At 63.9% G+C, this 19,065-nt stretch carries 14 protein-coding genes and 2 tRNA genes; 11 read left to right on the top strand and 5 right to left on the bottom strand.

Annotation, left to right across the window (positions count from 1 at the left end):
• The first annotated feature begins 6 nt into the window (after positions 1–6).
• The 7 genes from QNO00_RS14580 to QNO00_RS14550 all read left to right on the top strand — a co-directional run bounded on the left by QNO00_RS14580 (position 7) and on the right by QNO00_RS14550 (position 11,276).
• A complete protein-coding gene (locus tag QNO00_RS14580; RefSeq protein ID WP_284025015.1) occupies positions 7–702 on the top strand; it encodes a CDP-alcohol phosphatidyltransferase family protein in 696 nt (231 codons plus the stop codon).
• The gene (locus tag QNO00_RS14575) at positions 699–1,439 is read left to right on the top strand and encodes a lysophospholipid acyltransferase family protein (protein WP_284025014.1); all 741 of its coding nucleotides are present in this window, start codon (positions 699–701) and stop codon (positions 1,437–1,439) included. The genes QNO00_RS14580 and QNO00_RS14575 overlap by 4 nt, the downstream gene beginning before the upstream one ends.
• Positions 1,436–2,428, top strand: a complete 993-nt coding sequence (locus QNO00_RS14570; protein ID WP_229967932.1) for a phosphatidate cytidylyltransferase — start codon at positions 1,436–1,438, stop codon at positions 2,426–2,428. Before QNO00_RS14575 ends, QNO00_RS14570 begins: the two co-directional genes overlap by 4 nt.
• A 716-nt stretch (positions 2,429–3,144) precedes the next feature.
• Positions 3,145–4,137, top strand: a complete 993-nt coding sequence (locus QNO00_RS14565) for a hypothetical protein (protein ID WP_284025013.1) — start codon at positions 3,145–3,147, stop codon at positions 4,135–4,137.
• Positions 4,138–4,186: 49 nt separating this feature from the next.
• Entirely contained in the window at positions 4,187–5,008 is an 822-nt protein-coding gene (locus tag QNO00_RS14560) for a DUF1326 domain-containing protein (protein ID WP_284025012.1), read from the top strand.
• A 68-nt stretch (positions 5,009–5,076) separates the two neighbouring features.
• A complete protein-coding gene (locus QNO00_RS14555) occupies positions 5,077–5,874 on the top strand; it encodes a DUF2182 domain-containing protein (protein WP_229967938.1) in 798 nt (265 codons plus the stop codon).
• A gap of 47 nt (positions 5,875–5,921) precedes the next feature.
• A complete protein-coding gene (locus tag QNO00_RS14550; protein WP_284025011.1) occupies positions 5,922–11,276 on the top strand; it encodes a multicopper oxidase domain-containing protein in 5,355 nt (1,784 codons plus the stop codon).
• 823 nt (positions 11,277–12,099) lie between these two features.
• Here the strand turns inward: QNO00_RS14550 and QNO00_RS14545 are convergent.
• From QNO00_RS14545 to tadA, 3 genes are all read right to left on the bottom strand, one after another.
• Positions 12,100–12,184: transfer RNA gene (locus QNO00_RS14545), tRNA-Ser, on the bottom strand.
• A gap of 76 nt (positions 12,185–12,260) precedes the next feature.
• Positions 12,261–12,746 carry a pyridoxamine 5'-phosphate oxidase family protein gene (locus QNO00_RS14540; RefSeq protein ID WP_229967943.1) on the bottom strand — a complete coding sequence of 162 codons (486 nt, stop codon included), beginning with the start codon at positions 12,744–12,746 and terminating at the stop codon, positions 12,261–12,263.
• 62 nt (positions 12,747–12,808) lie between these two features.
• Positions 12,809–13,279 (bottom strand): tRNA adenosine(34) deaminase TadA, encoded by a 471-nt coding sequence (tadA, locus tag QNO00_RS14535; RefSeq protein WP_284025010.1) that lies wholly within the window; start codon positions 13,277–13,279, stop codon positions 12,809–12,811.
• Between the two features lie 84 nt (positions 13,280–13,363).
• On the opposite strand from tadA, the gene upp reads away from it, so the two are divergent.
• The 3 genes from upp (at position 13,364) to QNO00_RS14520 (ending at position 15,941) form a co-directional block, all read left to right on the top strand.
• Entirely contained in the window at positions 13,364–13,999 is a 636-nt protein-coding gene (gene upp / locus QNO00_RS14530; protein WP_229967947.1) for a uracil phosphoribosyltransferase, read from the top strand.
• Positions 14,000–14,500: 501 nt separating this feature from the next.
• Positions 14,501–15,358: a winged helix-turn-helix domain-containing protein gene (locus tag QNO00_RS14525; protein WP_284025009.1), complete on the top strand. Its 858-nt coding sequence runs from the start codon at positions 14,501–14,503 to the stop codon at positions 15,356–15,358.
• Between the two features lie 58 nt (positions 15,359–15,416).
• Positions 15,417–15,941: a SixA phosphatase family protein gene (locus QNO00_RS14520; protein ID WP_284025008.1), complete on the top strand. Its 525-nt coding sequence runs from the start codon at positions 15,417–15,419 to the stop codon at positions 15,939–15,941.
• Between the two features lie 30 nt (positions 15,942–15,971).
• On the opposite strand, the gene QNO00_RS14515 is transcribed toward QNO00_RS14520, so the two are convergent.
• Complete coding sequence (locus QNO00_RS14515) at positions 15,972–17,444, bottom strand: dihydrolipoyl dehydrogenase family protein (protein WP_284025007.1); 1,473 nt, start codon at positions 17,442–17,444, stop codon at positions 15,972–15,974.
• A 150-nt stretch (positions 17,445–17,594) separates the two neighbouring features.
• Between QNO00_RS14515 and QNO00_RS14510 the strand changes: the two genes are divergently transcribed.
• On the top strand, positions 17,595–18,806 hold the full coding sequence (locus QNO00_RS14510) for an NAD(P)/FAD-dependent oxidoreductase (RefSeq protein ID WP_284025006.1): 1,212 nt from the start codon (positions 17,595–17,597) through the stop codon (positions 18,804–18,806).
• Positions 18,807–18,913: 107 nt separating this feature from the next.
• On the opposite strand, the gene QNO00_RS14505 is transcribed toward QNO00_RS14510, so the two are convergent.
• Positions 18,914–18,989: transfer RNA gene (locus QNO00_RS14505), tRNA-Arg, on the bottom strand.
• Positions 18,990–19,065: the final 76 nt, after the last annotated feature.

Genomic DNA, 19,065 nt, shown 5'->3' with positions numbered 1-19,065 from the left:
TTCCATATGAGCCACGGAACGGACAGGCGGGAAATTCCGCAGCGCAGCAGCCGGTGGGCGGCAAAATCTGCAGATATGCTTGCGGCGGCGAAACTCACCCCCAATCAGATCTCGGTCGGTTCAGTGGTGTTCGCCGCAGTGGGCGCCGCTGCGCTGATCTGGTCGGCACATACCGACGACGCCATAATTCGTGCTGTCCTTCTGGCCGCGGCTGCTGCCTGTATACCGCTGCGTTTGTTGTTGAACATGCTCGACGGAATGCTGGCCGTAGAAAAGGGTATGAGCTCACCGGTGGGTGATATCTACAATGAATTGCCTGATCGGATCTCCGATGTTCTGTTCCTGGGGGCAGCAGGCATCGCCACCGCCGGGCTGGTGACCGCCGACCGAGTCGATTTCGGGATGACGCTGGGATTCCTTGCGGCGATACTCGCCGTCCTCACTGCCTACATCCGCTGCCTCGGAGCAGCCCTCGGCACGGGATACTTCTTTGACGGGCCCTTGGCCAAACCGCACCGCATGTGGTTGCTGATGATCGGCGTCCTGGTGGCCATCGCCGAACCATGGCTTCCCTGGTCGGAAGGGTGGGCGCTGTTCGGCACACTGGCGCTCATCGCGTTGGGCTCCCTGCTCACCTGTACTCGCCGTTTGCACCGTGTCAGCGCTGCGCTGCGTGCCCGCAGCAAGGACTTGCCATCATGAACGTCGGCAGGGCCTCCCGGCGCAGCCTCGCGAAACTTATCAGCGCCTTCGCCGGTGTGCGCGTGGTGACTGCAGCCGGAGAATCTGAACTGGATTTACCCGAGCAGGCCATCTATTACGCGAACCATTCGAGCCATCTGGACTTCCTCACCATTTGGGCCGCACTGCCGGCAGAGCTTCAGCAACGCGCCCGCCCGGTGGCTGCCAAGGACTACTGGGGCTCCGGGGTGCGTAAGGCTTTTGCCGAAAAGATCTTCAACGCCTATTTGGTCGAACGCCACGGCTCCAGCAGCCGCCGGCAGCGCACGTCGGACTCGGGGGTCAGCCCCAAGGGCCAGGTGGAGGGCATGGCCGAGGTGCTGGCCGCCGGTGATTCGCTGATTATCTTCCCTGAAGGCACCCGCGGCGACGGCGAAACCATCGCCCAGTTTCACGGCGGACTGTACAAACTGGCGCGTCTCCACCCTGAGGTACCCGTGGTCCCCGTGACGCTCGCCAACCTCGGACGGATCCTCCCCAAAGGTGAGGTGATCCCGGTGCCTCACCTCTCGACTGTCATCTTCTGCGAGCCCCTCCATCTGGATCCCGATGAGGACAGGCAGACCTTCCTGGCCCGCGCCCGGCAGGTTCTCGTGGAAGGCCTGACTGAGCATCCAGACCCGCATTCTGCAGATATCCCCGGACAGGACGACGGCGTCCCGGCCCCTCGTTGCCAGGACCGGCAGGACAACCTGTGAGCGACTGGGAACTGGGTTTGTTGGACGCGTCGTCCCTGAAACTCCTCGGCGGCGTCGTCGTTGTTCTAGCCTTAGCCACCGTGATCGCGTGGCTTCTGGGCCGCCGATTGGGCCCCACGAGCACCATTGTGAACCTGAAGCAGCGCATCAACGCCTGGTGGTTGATGGTCGCACTGATAGGTGCTGTCCTGGCAGCCGGCGAGACGGTGACAATTTTGCTGTTTCTGCTGCTGTCACTTCTGGCACTGCGCGAGTTCATCACCATCTCACCGACCGGGCGCGGAGATCACAAAGTGCTCGTGTGGCTGGTGTTCATCATCCCCGCGGCGCACTACTGGTTCTTGTGGGAGCACTGGTACGGCATGTTCAGCGTGTTCATCCCGGTGTACGCCTTCCTCTTCCTGCCGGCGCGCAACGCACTCGCCGGGCAGACCACCGGGTTCCTGCAGCGAACCGCGGCCATTCAGTGGGCGCTGATGGTATGCGTCTACGCCATCAGTTACGCCCCGGCGCTCCTGCAACTTCCGTTAGCCATGGAGGCAGGCCGGGATGCGGCCGAAGGCTCGGCGCCTGGGACCGGTGGGGCAACCGGCGCGCATCTGCTGCTGTTCCTGCTGATCGTGGTGCAGGGCTCCGATGTGCTGCAGTATGTGTGGGGCAAGACGCTCGGGAAGCACCCGATCGCGCCGAGCGTGAGTCCCAACAAGACGTGGGAAGGGTTCATCGGGGGAGTGCTTTCGGCCACCGCCCTGGGGGCTGCCCTGTGGTGGGTCACGCCGTTCACCCCGTTGATGGCCGCGCTCCTGGCCTTCATCTCCTGTGTGATGGGTTTCGCCGGAGGGCTGGTGATGTCTGCCATCAAGCGCGACCGCGGCATCAAGGACTTCGGCTCCACCATCCCCGGTCACGGCGGCATCATGGACCGCCTGGACTCGCTCTGCTTTGCGGCACCGGTCTTCTTTCACGCCGTGCGATTCTTCTACACCTGACGGTGGGCGGCCCGGGGCGTTCGGTGCGCCCGCACCCGGCCTCGTCGGCCGGAGGGAAGCGCAGTAGCCCGAGGCCCTTGTCCATCATCCCTGAGCAACAGGCGCTCGCTGCGCCGAAACCCAGTGACCCTGCCAGCCGCTGGCGAAGAGGCCTAATCGAGAATCTTGGCTACTGCCCGGAATGCTTCGGGGTCCGCTAAGCCGAGGGCTTGGGCGGCAAACTTCCCCACCTCCGCGAACCTCTTCAACCGACTGTCTTCCAGGCGGGCTCCGTTCACTCCTGAAACCAAGCGGCTTCAACCACGCCTACACCCTTTAATTCGACGAGCCTTGAAACCGATTCCTTGTGATGCTATTTTTGGCACCTGCTAGTAATCGAAGCTTTCTCCAGCAGCGCGATTACTGTCCAGTGTTTATGTCACTGTGACTGCGTTACAGCAGGTCACGGGCCGTACTCACTCTATGTTTATTTGCATATACCTCTTGTAGATTCTTGTGCGATCGTGGGGTGTGCGGTGCCGGGGAATGTGCAGCGTTTAAGTGATGTAGGACCTATTGATCCCCGGACGGGCTATCCACTGTGGTACGAAGACGTTACGGGTACGCGTCTGGATCTGGCCTGGCAGCGCGATGACCCGAGAACTCCGATCATCGCTGACCTGAATGAAAGCGGAACTCTGCGAGGCATCGCTAACTTCCCAGGCGAATCCTTCTACATGACGGCGGAGGCGGAGCTACCTCTGGGCGGAGGAGGGCAGGACGGGGAAGTGAGGGTGGTCCTCGCCTTGGAGGCTACTTTTGCTACGGAAGACGTGGTGGACGGCGAGCAGATCGTCTTCGGACGCATCCGGTTCCGGGTCCGCGACGGACGCCCGGAGACGACGTACACGCTCACGCACCCGTACGGCACGGTTCAGGCCACCACCGATGAGCGGGGTCGAGTGACTGCGACGGAGGACATCGGCCTGGCACCGTTGGATTTTACCGGGGCTCTGGGCGGGCAGATCGCCCCCTTCCTGCAGTGGATGCCCGATCCCGCTCTGCCCGAGGGCTACATCGGTGACGGCGCCACAGAGCACACGATCACGGGCAGCCCGTTCAACACTAACTTCGTCCTGGTGGAAGGCTCCGGGGCGGGTACAGCTGGGGCTGATCCAGATCCGAATGATCCTGGGAACCCGGACAAGGTCTATACGGACCAATTCGTGCTGCAGGGCCGGATCGCCACGATCCATGGGGTGGAGATCACCCGCGCGGTCTACCGCCGAGCGGCGGATGGGGTGGTGATGGTGGAGGTGTTCGCCCGATCCGTTCCCGGACAGCAGCTCGGAGTATCACTTGGAGGTGGTCCGGAGACGCCCCTGCAGGGTGGGAATACCCCCAACTACCTCTCCCGCATATCTGCGGGCAGCACGGTTCCGACGCAGGTCACCGTGACCAACCGGACTGATCCTGTTGCTCTGCCGGTAACCGTGGGGGTCACCGATGCGGTGGCGATCACGCAGGCCGACTATGACAGCAACAACCAGACGCTCACCGTGAGTGCAATCTCCAGTGATCAGAGCGGCGCCCCGGCACTAACTGTCACAGGGCGTGGCGGGCTGTCCGGCCCGGTCGGAGTCTTTGCTCTCGATGCACCGCCGTCCACGGTCACGGTCGTCTCCGCCGCTGGCGGCACCAGCACAGCGGTTGTCCGGATCGTGGCCTGACCGGATACTGCCGGGCGCTGTCCCAACATCCAAGAATCAGAGGACCGTCATGGAATACACACTGACAGGTAACTTTCTTGAGGCCTGCGACTGCACTGTCATCTGCCCCTGCTGGGTGGACGACGACCCTGTGGAGGGACACTGCACCGGGTTCGTCTTGTGGGAGTTTACCGGGGACGGCACTGAGTCGGAGATCGATGGCCTCGTCGTCACTGGGTGCAAGGTCGTCAGTGTCGCGATCCACGCGGGCAACCGTCGCGGCAGTTCAGCACCGGCCACTTCGATGATCTACATCGACGTTTCGGAGTGCAAGAACACGGAAACCACGGATGAGGAGCTTTTTAAGGCCTTGCGGGGCACCTTCGCCAAACACCCCACGAAGAAAGGAGGGGGCACAGGCCCGCTGGCTGAGCTGGCCGAGATGAGCGGAACGGTGGTCGGGGCCGAGCCGGCCAGGATCTCCTTCGAGTTCGATAAGGACGGCCGCGCGGACAAGGACGAACACCGCTGGACGGCTACAGTCACCCGTACCCGAATAAACCCGCAGGAACCGCAAGCGGAACCCCTTCAAGACCTGTTGATTCACGCGACAGGGCAGCCGGAGCGGTTTGACGTGGCCGAGAACGCTAAGAGTCAGCCGCTGGAGCTGTCCAACACCGCGCTCACCTACGAGCTGCAGGCCCAGAACCCGGTGACTGCCCAGGCGGGGGATGAGCTAATCATCAACGTCGGTGCCCTGCCCGGAGGCAACATCAACGTCAAGGGCCGCTCGGGCATGCGCGGCACCTTTCACTACCGCCACCCCGCAGCCCAGCAAGCTCCCGCGGGCGTGCCCACCGGCATGCCTGGTGAAGAAGCACCAGCATCATGACCCCTACCTCCCCGGCGGCGCCCCACCAGTCCGGGGCGAGCCGCCCCCTCGACATGAACCTCCTTGTTTTGAGCACGATCGTGATGGCGGCGATGGCCTGGGGGGTCCTGCTGTTGACCCACGGGCCCGGGGGCCACGGGCCGGAAGGCCACACGGTGACCTCTGAAGTGCTCGCCCCTGGGCTAGCCGCGGAAACACACGCTCAGCATGGTGGTACGGCCGCGTTCGTGATTCCTCCTGCTCTGGTCGGTGGTGCCGTAGCCCTGGGCGGCTGGGGATTCATGGTGGTTGCCATGATGCTTCCGCCAGCACTCCCGCTGCTGCAGACGGTGCGACGACTGGTCTCGCACCGTCCGGATCCGTGGCGTCTGACCATCTGGAGCGCCATGACCTTTATCGGGGCGTGGATGGTCATCGGGGCGGTTCTCGTCGCAGGCGATTTGGGTGTCCGGGCGTTGGCTTCCAGCGGATGGCTGGCGATCGATCCCCGTTGGGTGACAGGGGCCGTGCTGATCGGGGCCGGTGGCTATCAGTTCACCCCGCTGAAAGATTTGTGCCTGCGCGGCTGCCGGAGCCCGCGCAGCTTCGTGCTGGCGCACTGGCAGGGTCGGCGCTCTTCCAGCGCGGAGATTTTCGCCCTGTCCGGTGCATACGCGCTGTCATGCATCGGGTGCTGTTGGGCGCTGATGCTCATCTGCTTCACCGTCGGCACCGCAGCACTGCCTGCGATGGTCGCGTTGAGCGTAGTCATGGCCGCAGAACGCCTCGTCTCGTGGGGTCGGCGCTTGGTATGGCCTACCGGTTTCGCCCTCATCGCTCTGGGCGCCGCTACGGCGCTGCTTCCCGCCTTTCATGGTCCCATTTGATGTAGACCTTTTCTGCCGCTGAGCGGCTCGATCACGGAGTTCACACCATGTCGTCTACCCAAATCCGCACGTACCACGTTGTGGCCATGTCCTTCCCGATCGTCTACTCGCTCGAGGGCGACCACGATCCCAACGGTCTGCTCTACACCTTGCGCGTGTACCAGCCCCTCCTGGATTGGGTGAAGGAACAACGGGAGAAAAACGGCGATTACCTGACCAAGATGCACCGCAAGACCCAGCTCATGGAAACCGTGGTGTACGCAGTGCCGCGGCTCCTTAAGATGCGCCGGATCCTGTCCGAAGGACCGGAGAGGAATAAGTATCTGTTGAAGGACTTCGGCGGCGAGTCCGAGGTTCTTGACCGGGAAGACCGGGACGCCCGCGGTCTCCGGTTGGATCCGGATGATCGTGCGATACGCCAGAACTACCGTGCCACGGTGGACGAACTGGTTGCCGCTTTGCGGGAGCTGACTGATGGGCGGATTACCAGCCTCTCCTCGAAGGCCCCGCCGGATCCGGAGCGGCTAGAGGAGCAACAGGCGGAGAATGAACATGATGTTTTCGAACGTGGCCTGAGGAAAACCATGGGGGAGTGGCTGGCGCAGCTCGAGGAGGCCGAGCGGGCTATCGAAGGGCAATTGGAAAGGATCCGCCAGGGGTGGCCGGAGATGTTGGCTTGGTATCGGAGGCAGCGTCCCGGGTCTCAGCTGCGGGACGAGGACATCGAACGGTTGATGTTCAACGATCACAGCCCTGACCTGATCGGCAAAGGTGAACAAACCCTGGCCTACAACCGGTGCAACCCGCTTAAGCCCATCCCACTGGTGCGTCCGCTGGTGTTGCGGGCGTGCCGGGGAGAGCAGCTTAAGGTGCGTTTCGAGAACAGCATCCGCGGCCGCGAAGTGGGCATGCACGTGCAAGGAGACGGGCTCGGGGGCACCGTCCCGGGACGCGGCACCGGCTCAGGCGTCCAGTACGGAGATGGGGCGCGCGTAGGCGACAACGACCCCACCACTGTTCCCTACCAATCTAAAATGACGTACCGCTGGCTGTGCGCCCGGGAGGGCGTGTGGCCGATCAACGATCTGGGCGACATCCGCGGAACCGACCGTGGCACCAACAACCACGGATTGTTCGCCGCTCTGGTCGTCGAGCCCGAGGGCGCGAGGTGGTACGACCCTGAGACGGGGGAACGGCTCGACGGCACAGATCACCCCGATGGGCTCTACGCCGACGTCGTGCCCCGCGACGAACACCGCCTCAAGGACGGGAAAGTGGTGGCTCCCCGAAAGGACTGCCGCGACGAGCAGCATGAGGACTGCCAGGCGGGCAACCGGTGCCGGAAATGGCGGGAGGACAATTTCGTCGACTTCCACCATGCCAAGGACAACCCGGAACAATTCGCCGGCAACTGCAGTTTCCGCGAGTTCACCGTCTTCATGCACGACGAACCCGAGACGCATAACGGCATCCCCCACCCCCTGCCCCACTCGGCCATGCCCCTGTCCTACCGCGCTGAACCCATGCACAACCGCCTTCCCTATCGGCTGCACCGGCGCCTGCGTAACGGCGCGCCGAAGGCAGAACCCGATAAGAACAGGATCGACCACTCAGCCGTTGAAATCAGGATCGACAAGAAAACCCTCGGAGAAGAGTTCTGGGTAGCCAAAGACAAGAACGGCAATTTCCTCGAACGCGTCTCCGGCGAGGAGCAGCATCACAGCTCCTGGCTGTTCGGCGAACCGGTGACGCCGATTCTGCGCACCTACCGCGGGGACCCCAGCCGGGTGCGGCTGGTGCACGCCGGGGTCAAAGAGACCCATGTCTTCCACCTGCACGTCCACCAGTGGCGAGCCGTCGCCCAGGACACCGCTGAGCCTTCCGTGTGGAAGATGGGCGAGCACCACGGTTCCCAGCTGCTGGATTCGGTGTCCATCGGTCCGCAGACCGCCATGACCATCGACCCGCTCTACGGCTCGGGCAGCCGCCAGCATGCAGTGGGCGACATCATCTGGCACTGCCACCTCTACCCCCACTTCCACCACGGCATGTGGGGACTGTGGCGCAGCTTCGACCGGCTGGTCGACGGGGAGCGGGCCTACCCCGACGGCACTCCCTGTCCCGAACTGAAGCCATTGCCCGGACGTGACCCCAACCCCTCGACCGCCGAACAACCCGGATTTCCGTGGTTCATCGACGCCACCTACCCCCGCAAATCTCCGCCGCCGCCCTCACCCCACGAGAAAGACGTAAAGGCGGGGAAGGACCCGGAGAGGAACGTCCCGGTCAACGGGCGACGCCAGCTGCTGCAGATGCCGCATTGTTCCGACAAGGAACGGGCGGCCTTCGCACCCAACTGCCGGTCGGGTGATCAACCCGGTGCTCTTTTCGTCGATCTGGACGGCCTCGCCCGGAAGTGGAACACCAAGGCGAAGGTGCCCGAGCGACGGATTATTCACTACGAGATCGCCATGGCGGAACGGGGGATGATCTACAACTCCGCCGGCTGGTACGACCCGCACGTACATCACTATCAGCTCAAACGAATCACCGTCACCCGTCTCGACGACGACGGGCGCCGGCATGGGGATCCAGTGCCCTTCGACCCCCCGGCAACCGAAGACGCTGGCGGGGTCGACGCGTTCTTCCCGCGGGCCAATCACGGCGACATCGTGGAACTGCGTCTGTCCAACACGGTGGGCACCGTCAAGGGCGACCACTTCGACTTTCCCGGCCACCCAGTTGAATGTGGTCTGCACGTGCACCTGGTGAAGTTCGACGTGCTCGCTGCCGACGGCTCAGCCACCGGCTGGAACTACCTCTCCGGCGCCAGTTCCCCCGAAGCCATCCCGGACGGCAAGATCAACAATCCCCCTGCAAATGTTTCCTTGCACCGGTGGGTGGTGGATGAGGAGTTCGGCCCCTGCTTTTTCCACGACCACCTGCTGGCGAACTTCCGGCAAAAGCGCGGCCTGTTCGCAGCCCTGATCGCCGAACCCAACGGCACCCGCTGGTACCTACCGGACCGGCACACCCCCGCATGGGTTGGCTCCCAGGCCGTGATCATACCGAGAACTTCAAATGGGGATGGGGACGTAGCTTTAAAGGACCCCTTCCGGGAAGCTGGATTGGCCCTTGGGGACTTTGTGCCGCTGAACCGTCCGAAGGACGATCGTCCTCCGAACCCCATCCCTCCTCAACCTCGATCAGAAGATGATCCGCTGAATGAGCCGAACCTGCTGGGCGGTGATGACGATCCCGGTGTTATGGGCGTCAATTACCGGTGCACCCCCATGCGATACCGCGGCAAGGACCCCTCCGAGTGGTTCAGCTCCAGCCGCTCCTCGCTGAAGAACGAGGACGAGGAGCAGCGAAAGGTCCTCGACGTGCAGGCTCCGCAGATGTCGCCGCCACTGCCTGTGCCGCCGAAGCACAAGGGTGACCCCGACACGCCGGTGATCTACACCTATCCAGGAGAACGACTGCGCATCCGGATTTTCCAGGGCTCCCACGAAGAGCAGCACAGTTTCATGCTCAACGGCATGCGATGGCGCAAGGACTGGCAGAACCAACAGTCGCCGTGGGTGAACCAGCAGACGCTGGGCATCTCCGAGGCCTTCACCATGGACATCAACCCGCCGGAAATCGGAGCTGACGGAAAGCCTCTGGCGACGACCCCGTACGGGGTCGGTGACCACCTGTGGCAGTTCACTGTCATGGACGACCTGTGGCTGGGATGCTGGGGACTGATCCGTTCGCTCCAGCCCAGCTCGGAGAACTTCCGTGAACTTCCCCCGTTGCCGCGCATCACCAAGGTCGTGCCCAGGACGGAGGACGGAGGCGGGCGCGTTGCACCTCCGACCGACCAGGAACTGGAGGAGGCACTGGATCAGTTCCGCCTCTCCCAGTCCAACGGATTCCTGCCCCCACGCCCCCTCCGGGTGCCCGGAGGAACGTGGTCGGCTGAGAAGGTGCGGGAGTACGTGGTAGTCGCCCAGCGCCACGAGCACCAGTACGCCGGCCAAGCACTGACCGACCCGTGGGGCCTGATCTACCGTACGGCCGAAGAGTTCGTCGCTGAGACCAGGGACGATGGAAGCGAGACCGGCAATCTCCGGGCGGTGGATGTGGACGGTTCCGACCAGCCGCTGGTCCTGCGGGCACATCCCGGGGAATGGATCAGGATCACCCTCATCAACGAGCTCCTGCTGCCGCAGGAGAACCTCCCTGACGAAGACTTCGCCACGAAAGATCCTCGGCTCCCGGACTTCGGACCGGAAGTGAGCCCGCCGCGGCTGCCCGTGGAGCACCGTGACCACCTGGGTTACCCGGACCGTCGAACGGTCAGTCCTCGAGTCTCCCTGCACCCCAACTTGCTGCTTTACGACGTGCAGAGCGACGACGGCGCGTACGTGGGGCTGAACCAGGACAGCACCGTAGCCGCCCTGGACGTGGACGATGCTGCTCATGTCGTGCACGGCGGACACGACGCAGTCAATGCGGTGGTGCACCGCACTGACCATGGCATAGGGCACCGGGACGCGAACTGGCGGGAGTATTGGTGGTACGCGGATCCGGCCCTAGCTTTCGACACATATCAGGACGGGCGCGAACGAGGCCAAACCTGCTACCTGTTCGATATGGGTGACATCCGCAATCACCGGCACCACGGCTTAATCGGAGCTGTCGTGATCGAGCCCAGCGACATTACCCCGGTCGACCCGCAGAACGAGGACAAGCCGAAGTGGACAGGCGCCCACGTTCACCTGGAGAGCGGTGACGAAGTCATCGCCCAAGAATTTGTTTTCTTCCTACAGGACGGGCTGCGTCACTTCCTAAACGGCAATATCGACCAGCCACTTCCTGACATCTCTCCGAGCGACCCTCCCGTGGATGCCGGGCAGAAGGCCATCAGCTACCGGTCTCCGCTGACTCCACACCAGAATCCCATGGCGCTGCCCAACCCCACCGCCCCAATCCAGCACGCGAGCAGGGACCTGCCCATCTGGTGGCGCCTGGTCTGCGCCGGCGACAAGCCCCGCAATCACACCTTCACCGTGCACAACTTCGCCTGGGACGTCGCCCCCTGGGTGCGGAAGGCAAAGAAGAGCAGTCCCGAAGCCGGATCGGTTACCGCCATCGCAGCCGGCTTCACCCAGGACCTGGTGATGCTGCCCGAAGGACGCTGGGATCCAGGAGACCACGCCTACCGCAGCGGTTCCTTCCGCTGGGCTGTCAGCCAGGGGATGTGGGGCATCGTCCGGATGGGCGATCAAAACGCCAAATCTCGAAAGGAGACGCGACATATATCATTGCAGCTGCTGTGGCCACGCTGGGCCCAAAAACTATCCAAGTTGGCCGGGTCGCAACGTCGGAGACCCCGGACAAATGGACTCTCGTGACATTCAAGGAGGCCTTGGACGGACTGCTGTCGCGAGGAGTTGAGGGGCTTTTCTCCGGCAAGCAGCCTGAGCTCCTGTTCATGATGATCCGGGCCCAGGAAAACTAATTGATCAGTTCCGGCCCACCGGGCGGGTCGCGGCCAAATTCTGCCCGGGCCTGAGTGCCCGCCTTCGACGAAGCCAGCCAGATACCCACTGGGCAGATACTGGCCGGTTGTGGGCCGTAGCCTGGCTAATTCAGGCCGGATTGCGGCCAACGCCGAACTCGAGGCAAGCCCGAGCCAGGCTCATCGAGCCCTACGCACCCAAATTACGCACGCTTCGCGCGCCCTTCTGGTCGCATTCCAGATATTGACCAGAGTTGTCATGCGTACATGTTTCAGCTTGCGGTAACGATGGGATCGACTGGACCCACCGTCACCGCCGCATCACCAATGGTCCACTAACATCTGGGTCGTGATGACGGCCTGGCCATGCACCTACTCATTTCGAGACTGTCACCGAACCCTGCATCTACTCCGCGCATTCGCTAGTAACCGGTGCCAGCTCGTCGAAGGGCAAAGCAGTCGGAACCAACGAGGACTGAGGCTGCTGACAGCCCGCACAAACCCCTTTAAGGCCCATGCTCCTACTCGAAAAACTTCTCTGACCGCTGAGTGCTCGGTGCCTGCAGATACTGACGCAGTCCGGGCGGCCGAGGCGCGACGTCAAGGGCCGCTCTGAGAATCCTGTTGCTTGGTGCGTTACCGCTGGACTTATTCTCGACAAGGAAAAAGGCCCCGGTTCCCTGTGTTTACAAGGGAACCGGGGCCTTCTTCATCGGCGGTGACGGTGGGATTTGAACCCACGTTGGCTTTCACCAAACAACATTTCGAGTGTTGCACCTTCGGCCGCTCGGACACGTCACCAACGCGTCAACCTTACCGGCTAAAACGCCCTGCCCCAAAACGGGCGGATCCACGCCCGCTGCGGTGGTGGAGATGACTAGAGATCGACGACGTCGTTCTTGCCGATGTTGGGCGTATCGCCGGTGACGGCGCTCTTGGCAATCTTGAAGGCCGTTGCCACCCGCGGCTCGTCCGTTGCCCAGTATTCAGCGGTGTCCGAGTCCACCTTGATCAGCGCAATGGACGGGTCTTCCCGCCCCGCCTCGAACCAGGCAGCCGCGGTGGACTTCCACAGTTCTTCGATCTTGCCTTCATCCTTGGTGATGGACGCCGTTCCGCTGATGGAGAGGTACCCCTTGGAATCATGGATGGAGACGTTCACGTTGGGGTTGGTCCGAATCTCGTCCGCCTTGGGCGAGGGATCCTGGGTGAAGAACCACAGGTTGCCGTCCGAATCCGTTTCCTGCAGCTCCAGCGGACGGCTCACCAGATGGCCCTGAAGATCCACGGTCGTCAGCTGGGCAATCTTGGCGTGCTCAAGGATTTTGACGACTGTATCCAGCCCTGCCTGATCTGCACTCATTGGTGAACTCCTTGGGGTATCGGGTTCTGAGTTAGTAAGCCTACGTACGGAACCCGTCCGTGTCAGCCCGATCGCCGAGAGCCGAAAAAATCAGTGAGCAGCTTCGCGCACTCCGCTTCCCGGACCTCGGGAAAAACTTCCACCCAGTGATTCAGCCTGCGCTCACGGAGAATGTCGAACACCGATCCGGAGGCTCCGGCCTTCTCGTCCCAGGCGCCGAAGACCACCCGTGGAATGCGGGCCAGCACAATCGCCCCGGCACACATGGCACAGGGCTCCAGGGTCACCACCAGAGTGCACCCCTCGAGCCGCCACTCACCGATGGCCGCTGCGGCTTCGCGGATGGCTACCACTTCGGCGTGGGCCGTGGGGTCGCCGGTGGCTTCGCGCTCATTGCGTCCGGTGCCGATTATCGTTCCGTCCGGACCAACGACGACGGCGCCGATCGGCACGTCTTGGGTCGCCAGGGCTCCGCGGGCCTCGATAAGCGCAAGATCCATCCACGCCTCATGCTGCGCTGTAGGGGGCTTCATGCTCCTATCTTCCCGCAGTTCAACCGGGCCGCAGGGCAGCCGTGCTGCAGAGGGAGTCCCAGCATGGAATGGTACTTTTGAAGCATGCGCGTACTTGTAGTGGATCACCCCCTTGTTGCCCACAAACTCACCGTTCTCCGCGACAAAGACACCCCTTCACCGGTGTTTCGCCAGCTCACGGAAGAACTCGTCACCCTTTTGGCTTATGAAGCCACCCGCAACGTCCGCGTTGAGCCCGTACAGATCGAGACTCCGGTCACGTCCACTGTCGGGACAGGCCTGGTAAAGCCCACCCCGCTGGTGGTGCCGATCCTCCGTGCCGGACTCGGAATGCTTGAAGGAATGACCCGGCTGGTCCCCACGGCGGAGGTTGGATTCCTGGGCATGGCCCGCAATGAGGAAACCCTCGAAGCAATCACCTATGCGGAGAGGCTTCCGGACGACCTCACCGGACGTCAGGTCTTTGTCCTGGACCCGATGCTGGCCACCGGCGGAACCCTCCGGGAGGCCATCAAGTTCCTGTTCAAGCGCGGAGCCGCAGACATCACGTGCATCTGCCTGCTGGCCGCCCCCGAGGGCCTCGAGGTGCTGAAGCACGAACTGGCTGATGCCAATGTGACCATCGTGCTGGCCTCCATCGATGAGCGCCTGGATGAAAAGTCCTACATCGTCCCGGGACTGGGTGATGCCGGCGATCGACTGTACGGCGTCGTCGACTAAACAGGCTCCGCCCTCAAATACCTACTGTCCAGCATGTGGACACCTCTCGCATGCTTGACTCGCACCCGTCTGTAAGTTCGCTTATGGGCGGGTGCTCCGTTTTTCCCATTCGGCCGCCGTGTGCGGCCAGCGGGCCGCCCGGAGCATGGGGCGGCAGCGGGTGCCAAAAGCCGGATTCCGGGGTAGGGAATGTGAACTGCATCACAAATAGCCAACAATCGTCCACATAGTGAGACGTGGGACGCATTGTTACTTGCGCGTACGCCTTTGTTACATGCAATAATCCGTAATGTGAACATCCACACAGCAGCACCTGTCGCAGCGCTTCTCATCGGCTCCGCCGGCGAGAAGCCGTGCTGTTGTCGAATGCACGCCTGAGTTACCCACCCCCATTTCTCAGGCACCACTCAGGCCCAATGACGGGCGAAACTGCGCCATCTCGACCCGGGCACACCCCCAGCATTCGAGCGTGATGACGGTCATTCACATTGAGGTTGCAACATGTCAGTAGCATCAGGGTACGTACACATCTCACTGCGCAACGCGCAGAATCGCGCCGGAGCCGTCCGCCAGGGTGCGGCCGCGGAATTCCGCCAGTACGGCGGGCAGTCCTACTCCCCGCAATACGGCGTTCAGGGCTTTGGCCAGCCGGCCCGCCCGCTTCAAGCGGTGGCTCCGGGAAACGATGCTTCACCCATGACGGCGCCCACCCCCGTCGTGACCCCCAACGGAATTCCCGGCCCCCAGTCGGTCAGCAACGACACGGTGGCCCGCGGGTTCGTTATTTATGTCGGCCTCGATGAGGACACGGCCGCCGCCAATGGAACGTCCCTGACCAAGTTGGCCCAGGAAGTGCGCGCCTACATTCAGACGCTGTGCCCGGGCGCTCAGAGCCATGCCGCCGTGGCCCTGGCGCCGGCGGAGGCCGCCGGCGCCGATATCGACGTCGTACGCCAGGCGCTGGGGGACCCGACGGCGCAGCGCCGCCCCCGCCAGGAGGCCGCACCGCTGGCGCCGACTCAGAGCGCACCGCGTCCGTCCGGAGTCCTGATCGACCTGTCGCGGCGCGAAGTGCACCTGGACGGGGACACCCTGAACCTGACCTTCAAGGAATTCGAGCTGCTCAACTACCTGGTGGAGAACGCCGCCCGGACGGTCGGGCGCGAGGAACTGCTGGCGGGACTGTGGCGCAATGCCGAGGAAGTGCCCAACGAGCGCACCATCGATGTGCACATCCGGCGGCTCCGCTCCAAGCTCGGCCGGTTGGCAAACACCGTCCGGACTGTCCGCGGCCAGGGCTACCGCTTCTACGAGCACCCCGAAGTTGTGGTCTGGGCGGCACCCGAATACAGCATCTGATCCAGGGGCGGTGCCGGTTCCGGAATTCCGGCACCGGCACCGCCGATAGACTGGGCGAATGAGCGGCCACCACCTGAAAAAACTGATGCTCCTGCGGCATGCGAAGGCGGCATGGCCCCGGGACGTGTCCGACCACGAACGGCCCCTCTCCAGCCGGGGGCACTTGGACGCGCCACTGGCCGGCCGCTGGATGGTGGAAAACGACTCCATTCCCGACTTCATCCTGTGCTCGTCTGCGCTGCGCACCCGGCAAACGTGCACTTGGATCTGTGCGGAACTCGGAGACAAGGGGCCTACACCCAAGCTCGAAGACGGCCTCTACAGTGCCACGGCCGCGCAGATCCTCAGCGTCATCAACAGTGTGCCGGAGACGGTGACCAGCCTGCTGGTCATTTCCCACCTCCCCGGAGTGCAGGACCTCGCGATGCGGCTGGCCTCAGTGGAGTCCAACGAAGATGCAGTAATGGAGATGGCGATGGACTATCCGACCGCCGGGTTGACCGTCATGGAATCGGACAAGCCGTGGGCTGAGCTGGACGGGCGCGATGCCCGGGTCACTGACTTCGTGGTTCGCCGGGCCTGACCACTCCCGCGTCGGCGTAACCGGCGCACCCTAGAGCCCGTACTTTTCCAGCAGCCTCAGCCAGACCTCGCTGATGGTGGGATACGAGGGGACGGCATGCCACAGCCGATCCAGGGGCACCTCTCCCGTGATCGCTATGGTGGCAGCGTGCAGCAGTTCGGACACATCGGGGCCGGCAAATGTCATGCCGACGAGCACCTTGCGGTCTTCGTCCACCACCATCTGCGCCCAGCCCCGGTAGTCGTCGGCATGCAGCGCCGATCCGGCCACCGACAGCTCAAGTGACGTCTCCGAAGCATTGATGCCGTCGGTCCGCGCCTGCTCCAGAGTCCGGCCGACCATGGCGATTTCCGGATCCGTGAACACCACCTGCGGTACCGCAACATGATTGGCAGTCGAGACTTCCCGGCTCCAGGCGGGCGGTGCGCCGGTTCCGGCCAGCTCGCCGCGGGCCCGGGCGGTGATCGCGGCTCCGGCGGCACGGGCCTCATATTTGCCCTGATGGGTCAGCAGCACCTTTCCGGCGGCATCGCCCACCACGTAGAGCCAGTCGCTGCCGTTCACCAGCCCCGTGTCGTCTGAGTCCAAGCGCACAGCGTCAAAGCCGAGCCCTTCCAGACCCAGATGCGCCAGCGCAGGCGCCCGGCCCGTGGCCACGAGCAGCCGGTCAGCCGCCAGCACCGAACCGTCCACCAGCCCCATTTCCACGCCGCCGTCTGCAGCGCTGCGCACAAAATCCGTTCCGGTAAAGGTGCGGACATCCACGCCGTCTGCAGCGAGGCCGGCCTTGACCAGTTCGCGCGCCGGCTCCGGATAGGAGTCCAGGATGTCGTGCCGGGCCACCAGGGTGACCCGGGAGCCGAGCCGCGCCCAGGCCTGCGAAAGCTCAGTGCCGGCAACCCCGCCGCCGAGCACGATCAGCCGGCCAGGCACCTCCTGCGCCGAGGTTGCCTCGCGGGTGCCCCAATACTCAACCTGGTCCAGTCCCTTCACAGGGGGTGGAGTGGGCACGGAGCCGGTGGCCAGGACCACGGCATGGCGGGCCGCGATGGTGATCATGCCGCCGTCGTCGCCTCGGACACTGACCTCGCGCGGCCCGGTAAGCCGTCCGTGTCCGCGCACCAGCCCGATTCCGGTGTCCCTTACCCACTCCTCCTGCCCGGAATCGTTCCAATGCGAGGTGAAGCTGTCGCGGCGGTCCAGCACGGCCCGGGCGTCCAGGGAACCGGTTACGGCTTCACGGGATCCGGCCACGGATCGAGCGGCGTGCAGCGCGGTTCCCGGCCGCAGCAGCGCTTTGGAGGGCATGCAGGCCCAGTAGGAACACTCCCCGCCGATCAGGGCCGGCTCCACGAGAATGGCGTCCAGCCCACCCTGAACCACCCGGGCGGCAGCGTTCTCCCCCACCGCTCCGGCGCCGAGCACGACGACGTCGGTGTCCCTGCGCCGCGACCGCTGGGACTCGTCCGAACCGCTGTATCCCGTGCCGCTCTGATCCGTCATGCACAGAGCTTGGCACGCGGCGGCCCCCGGGAAAAGGCTGCCTTGCGAAAGGATGATTCCGCCGGAAGCGAGGATCGCGTGGCGAGAGATTTCCGCTCGGCACGCCTAGGCTGGAAGCACCGCTCCCGTTCTTCAGCAAGGAAAACAAACATGGCCCTGGAATCCGTCCTCATCGCAGGCGGCGGCATGGCAGGCTTCGCAGCGGCCCGCGAGCTGCGCTCCCGCGGCTTCGGCGGCCGGGTGACCATCATCGACCCCGAAGGGCTGCCCTACGACCGTCCGCCGCTGAGCAAGGAGTATCTGCTCGGGACGCGCAGCAGCGAACAGATTCTGCTCGCCGGGGAAGCCTGGTATCAGGAACAGGGGATCGCGATCCTGGCCGGCAAAGCTGCAGGCCTGAAGCCCGACGAGGGCATCGTGCTGCTTGAGGACGGCCGGGAGCTGGCCGCCGACAAAATTGTGCTGGCTACCGGTGCGGCAGCCCGCCGGCTGGAGATCCCGGGCGGGGAGCTGGAAACAGTGCTTGGACTGCGGAACCGCACCGACGCAGACCGGCTGCGCTCCCGGCTGCATCCGGGCGTGCGGCTGGTAATTATCGGCGCAGGCCTGATCGGCGCCGAGACCGCATCAACAGCACTGGCGGTCGGTGCGGAGGTGACGCTGATCGACCCGGTTGATCCGCCGCTGGTGCCGGCGGTGGGACATGCTTTGGCGCAGCGCCTGCACCGGATGCATGCCGCCCGCGGCATCCGTGCGGTTACCGCAGTTCCCGCGGCCATCGTCGGGGACGGTACCGGATATCGGGTTGAGGTCGAGGGCAGCACGGCCATCCACGCCGACGTGATACTGGTTGGCATCGGAATCGTTCCGGAGACTGCGCTGGCCACCTCTGCCGGTCTGGACACCGACAACGGCATCCTGGTGGATGACCGCCAGCGCACCAGCCACCCCAACGTTTATGCCGTCGGAGACGCAGCCCGCACCAGGCACTCCGACGGGACCCTCCTGCGCCGGGCCGAGCACTGGGAACATGCGCGAAACACCGGCGCCACCGCTGCCGCTGCACTCCTCGGGCAGGACCTGCCGGTCCACGGTGCTTCTTGGTTCTGGTCCGACCGCCACGGAGTCCACGTTGAAGGGGTCGGCTCGATGGTGGGGGAGGGGCACACCGTGACCCGCGAAATAGACGGGGTGCCCGTAGCGAGTTTCCGGCTGGCTGCAGACGGCCGCATGGAAGGCTGCGCCGCCATCGACGGCGGCTTCACGGTGCGGGCCGCCCGCCGCATCATCGACCGCCGCATCCTGGTGGATCCCGCCAGATTGGCGGACCCCGGCGTCGACCTCCGGAAACTGGCCCGCTGATCCGAGCTGCGCCGCCGGCCCGGGAACTCCGGGTCTTTGCCGGCCGTCTTCAGACAAAGAAAAAACCCGGTCTGACCAGTATTTCTACTGGTCAGACCGGGTTTCACTGGTGCGCGCGAAGGGATTCGAACCCCCAACCTTCTGATCCGTAGTCAGATGCTCTATCCGTTGAGCTACGCACGCATTTAGGATTATTCTGAACTTCAGGCCCCGTTGAGGCCTTCCTTCAAAGTTTGTCCGTGGCTGTTTGGCCGTAAAC

The organism is Arthrobacter sp. zg-Y1219 (genome assembly GCF_030125545.1).
Lineage (GTDB): Bacteria > Actinomycetota > Actinomycetes > Actinomycetales > Micrococcaceae > Arthrobacter_B.
Note: the sequence above shows the minus strand (reverse complement) of the source record. Positions and strands in the feature narration are given on the sequence as shown.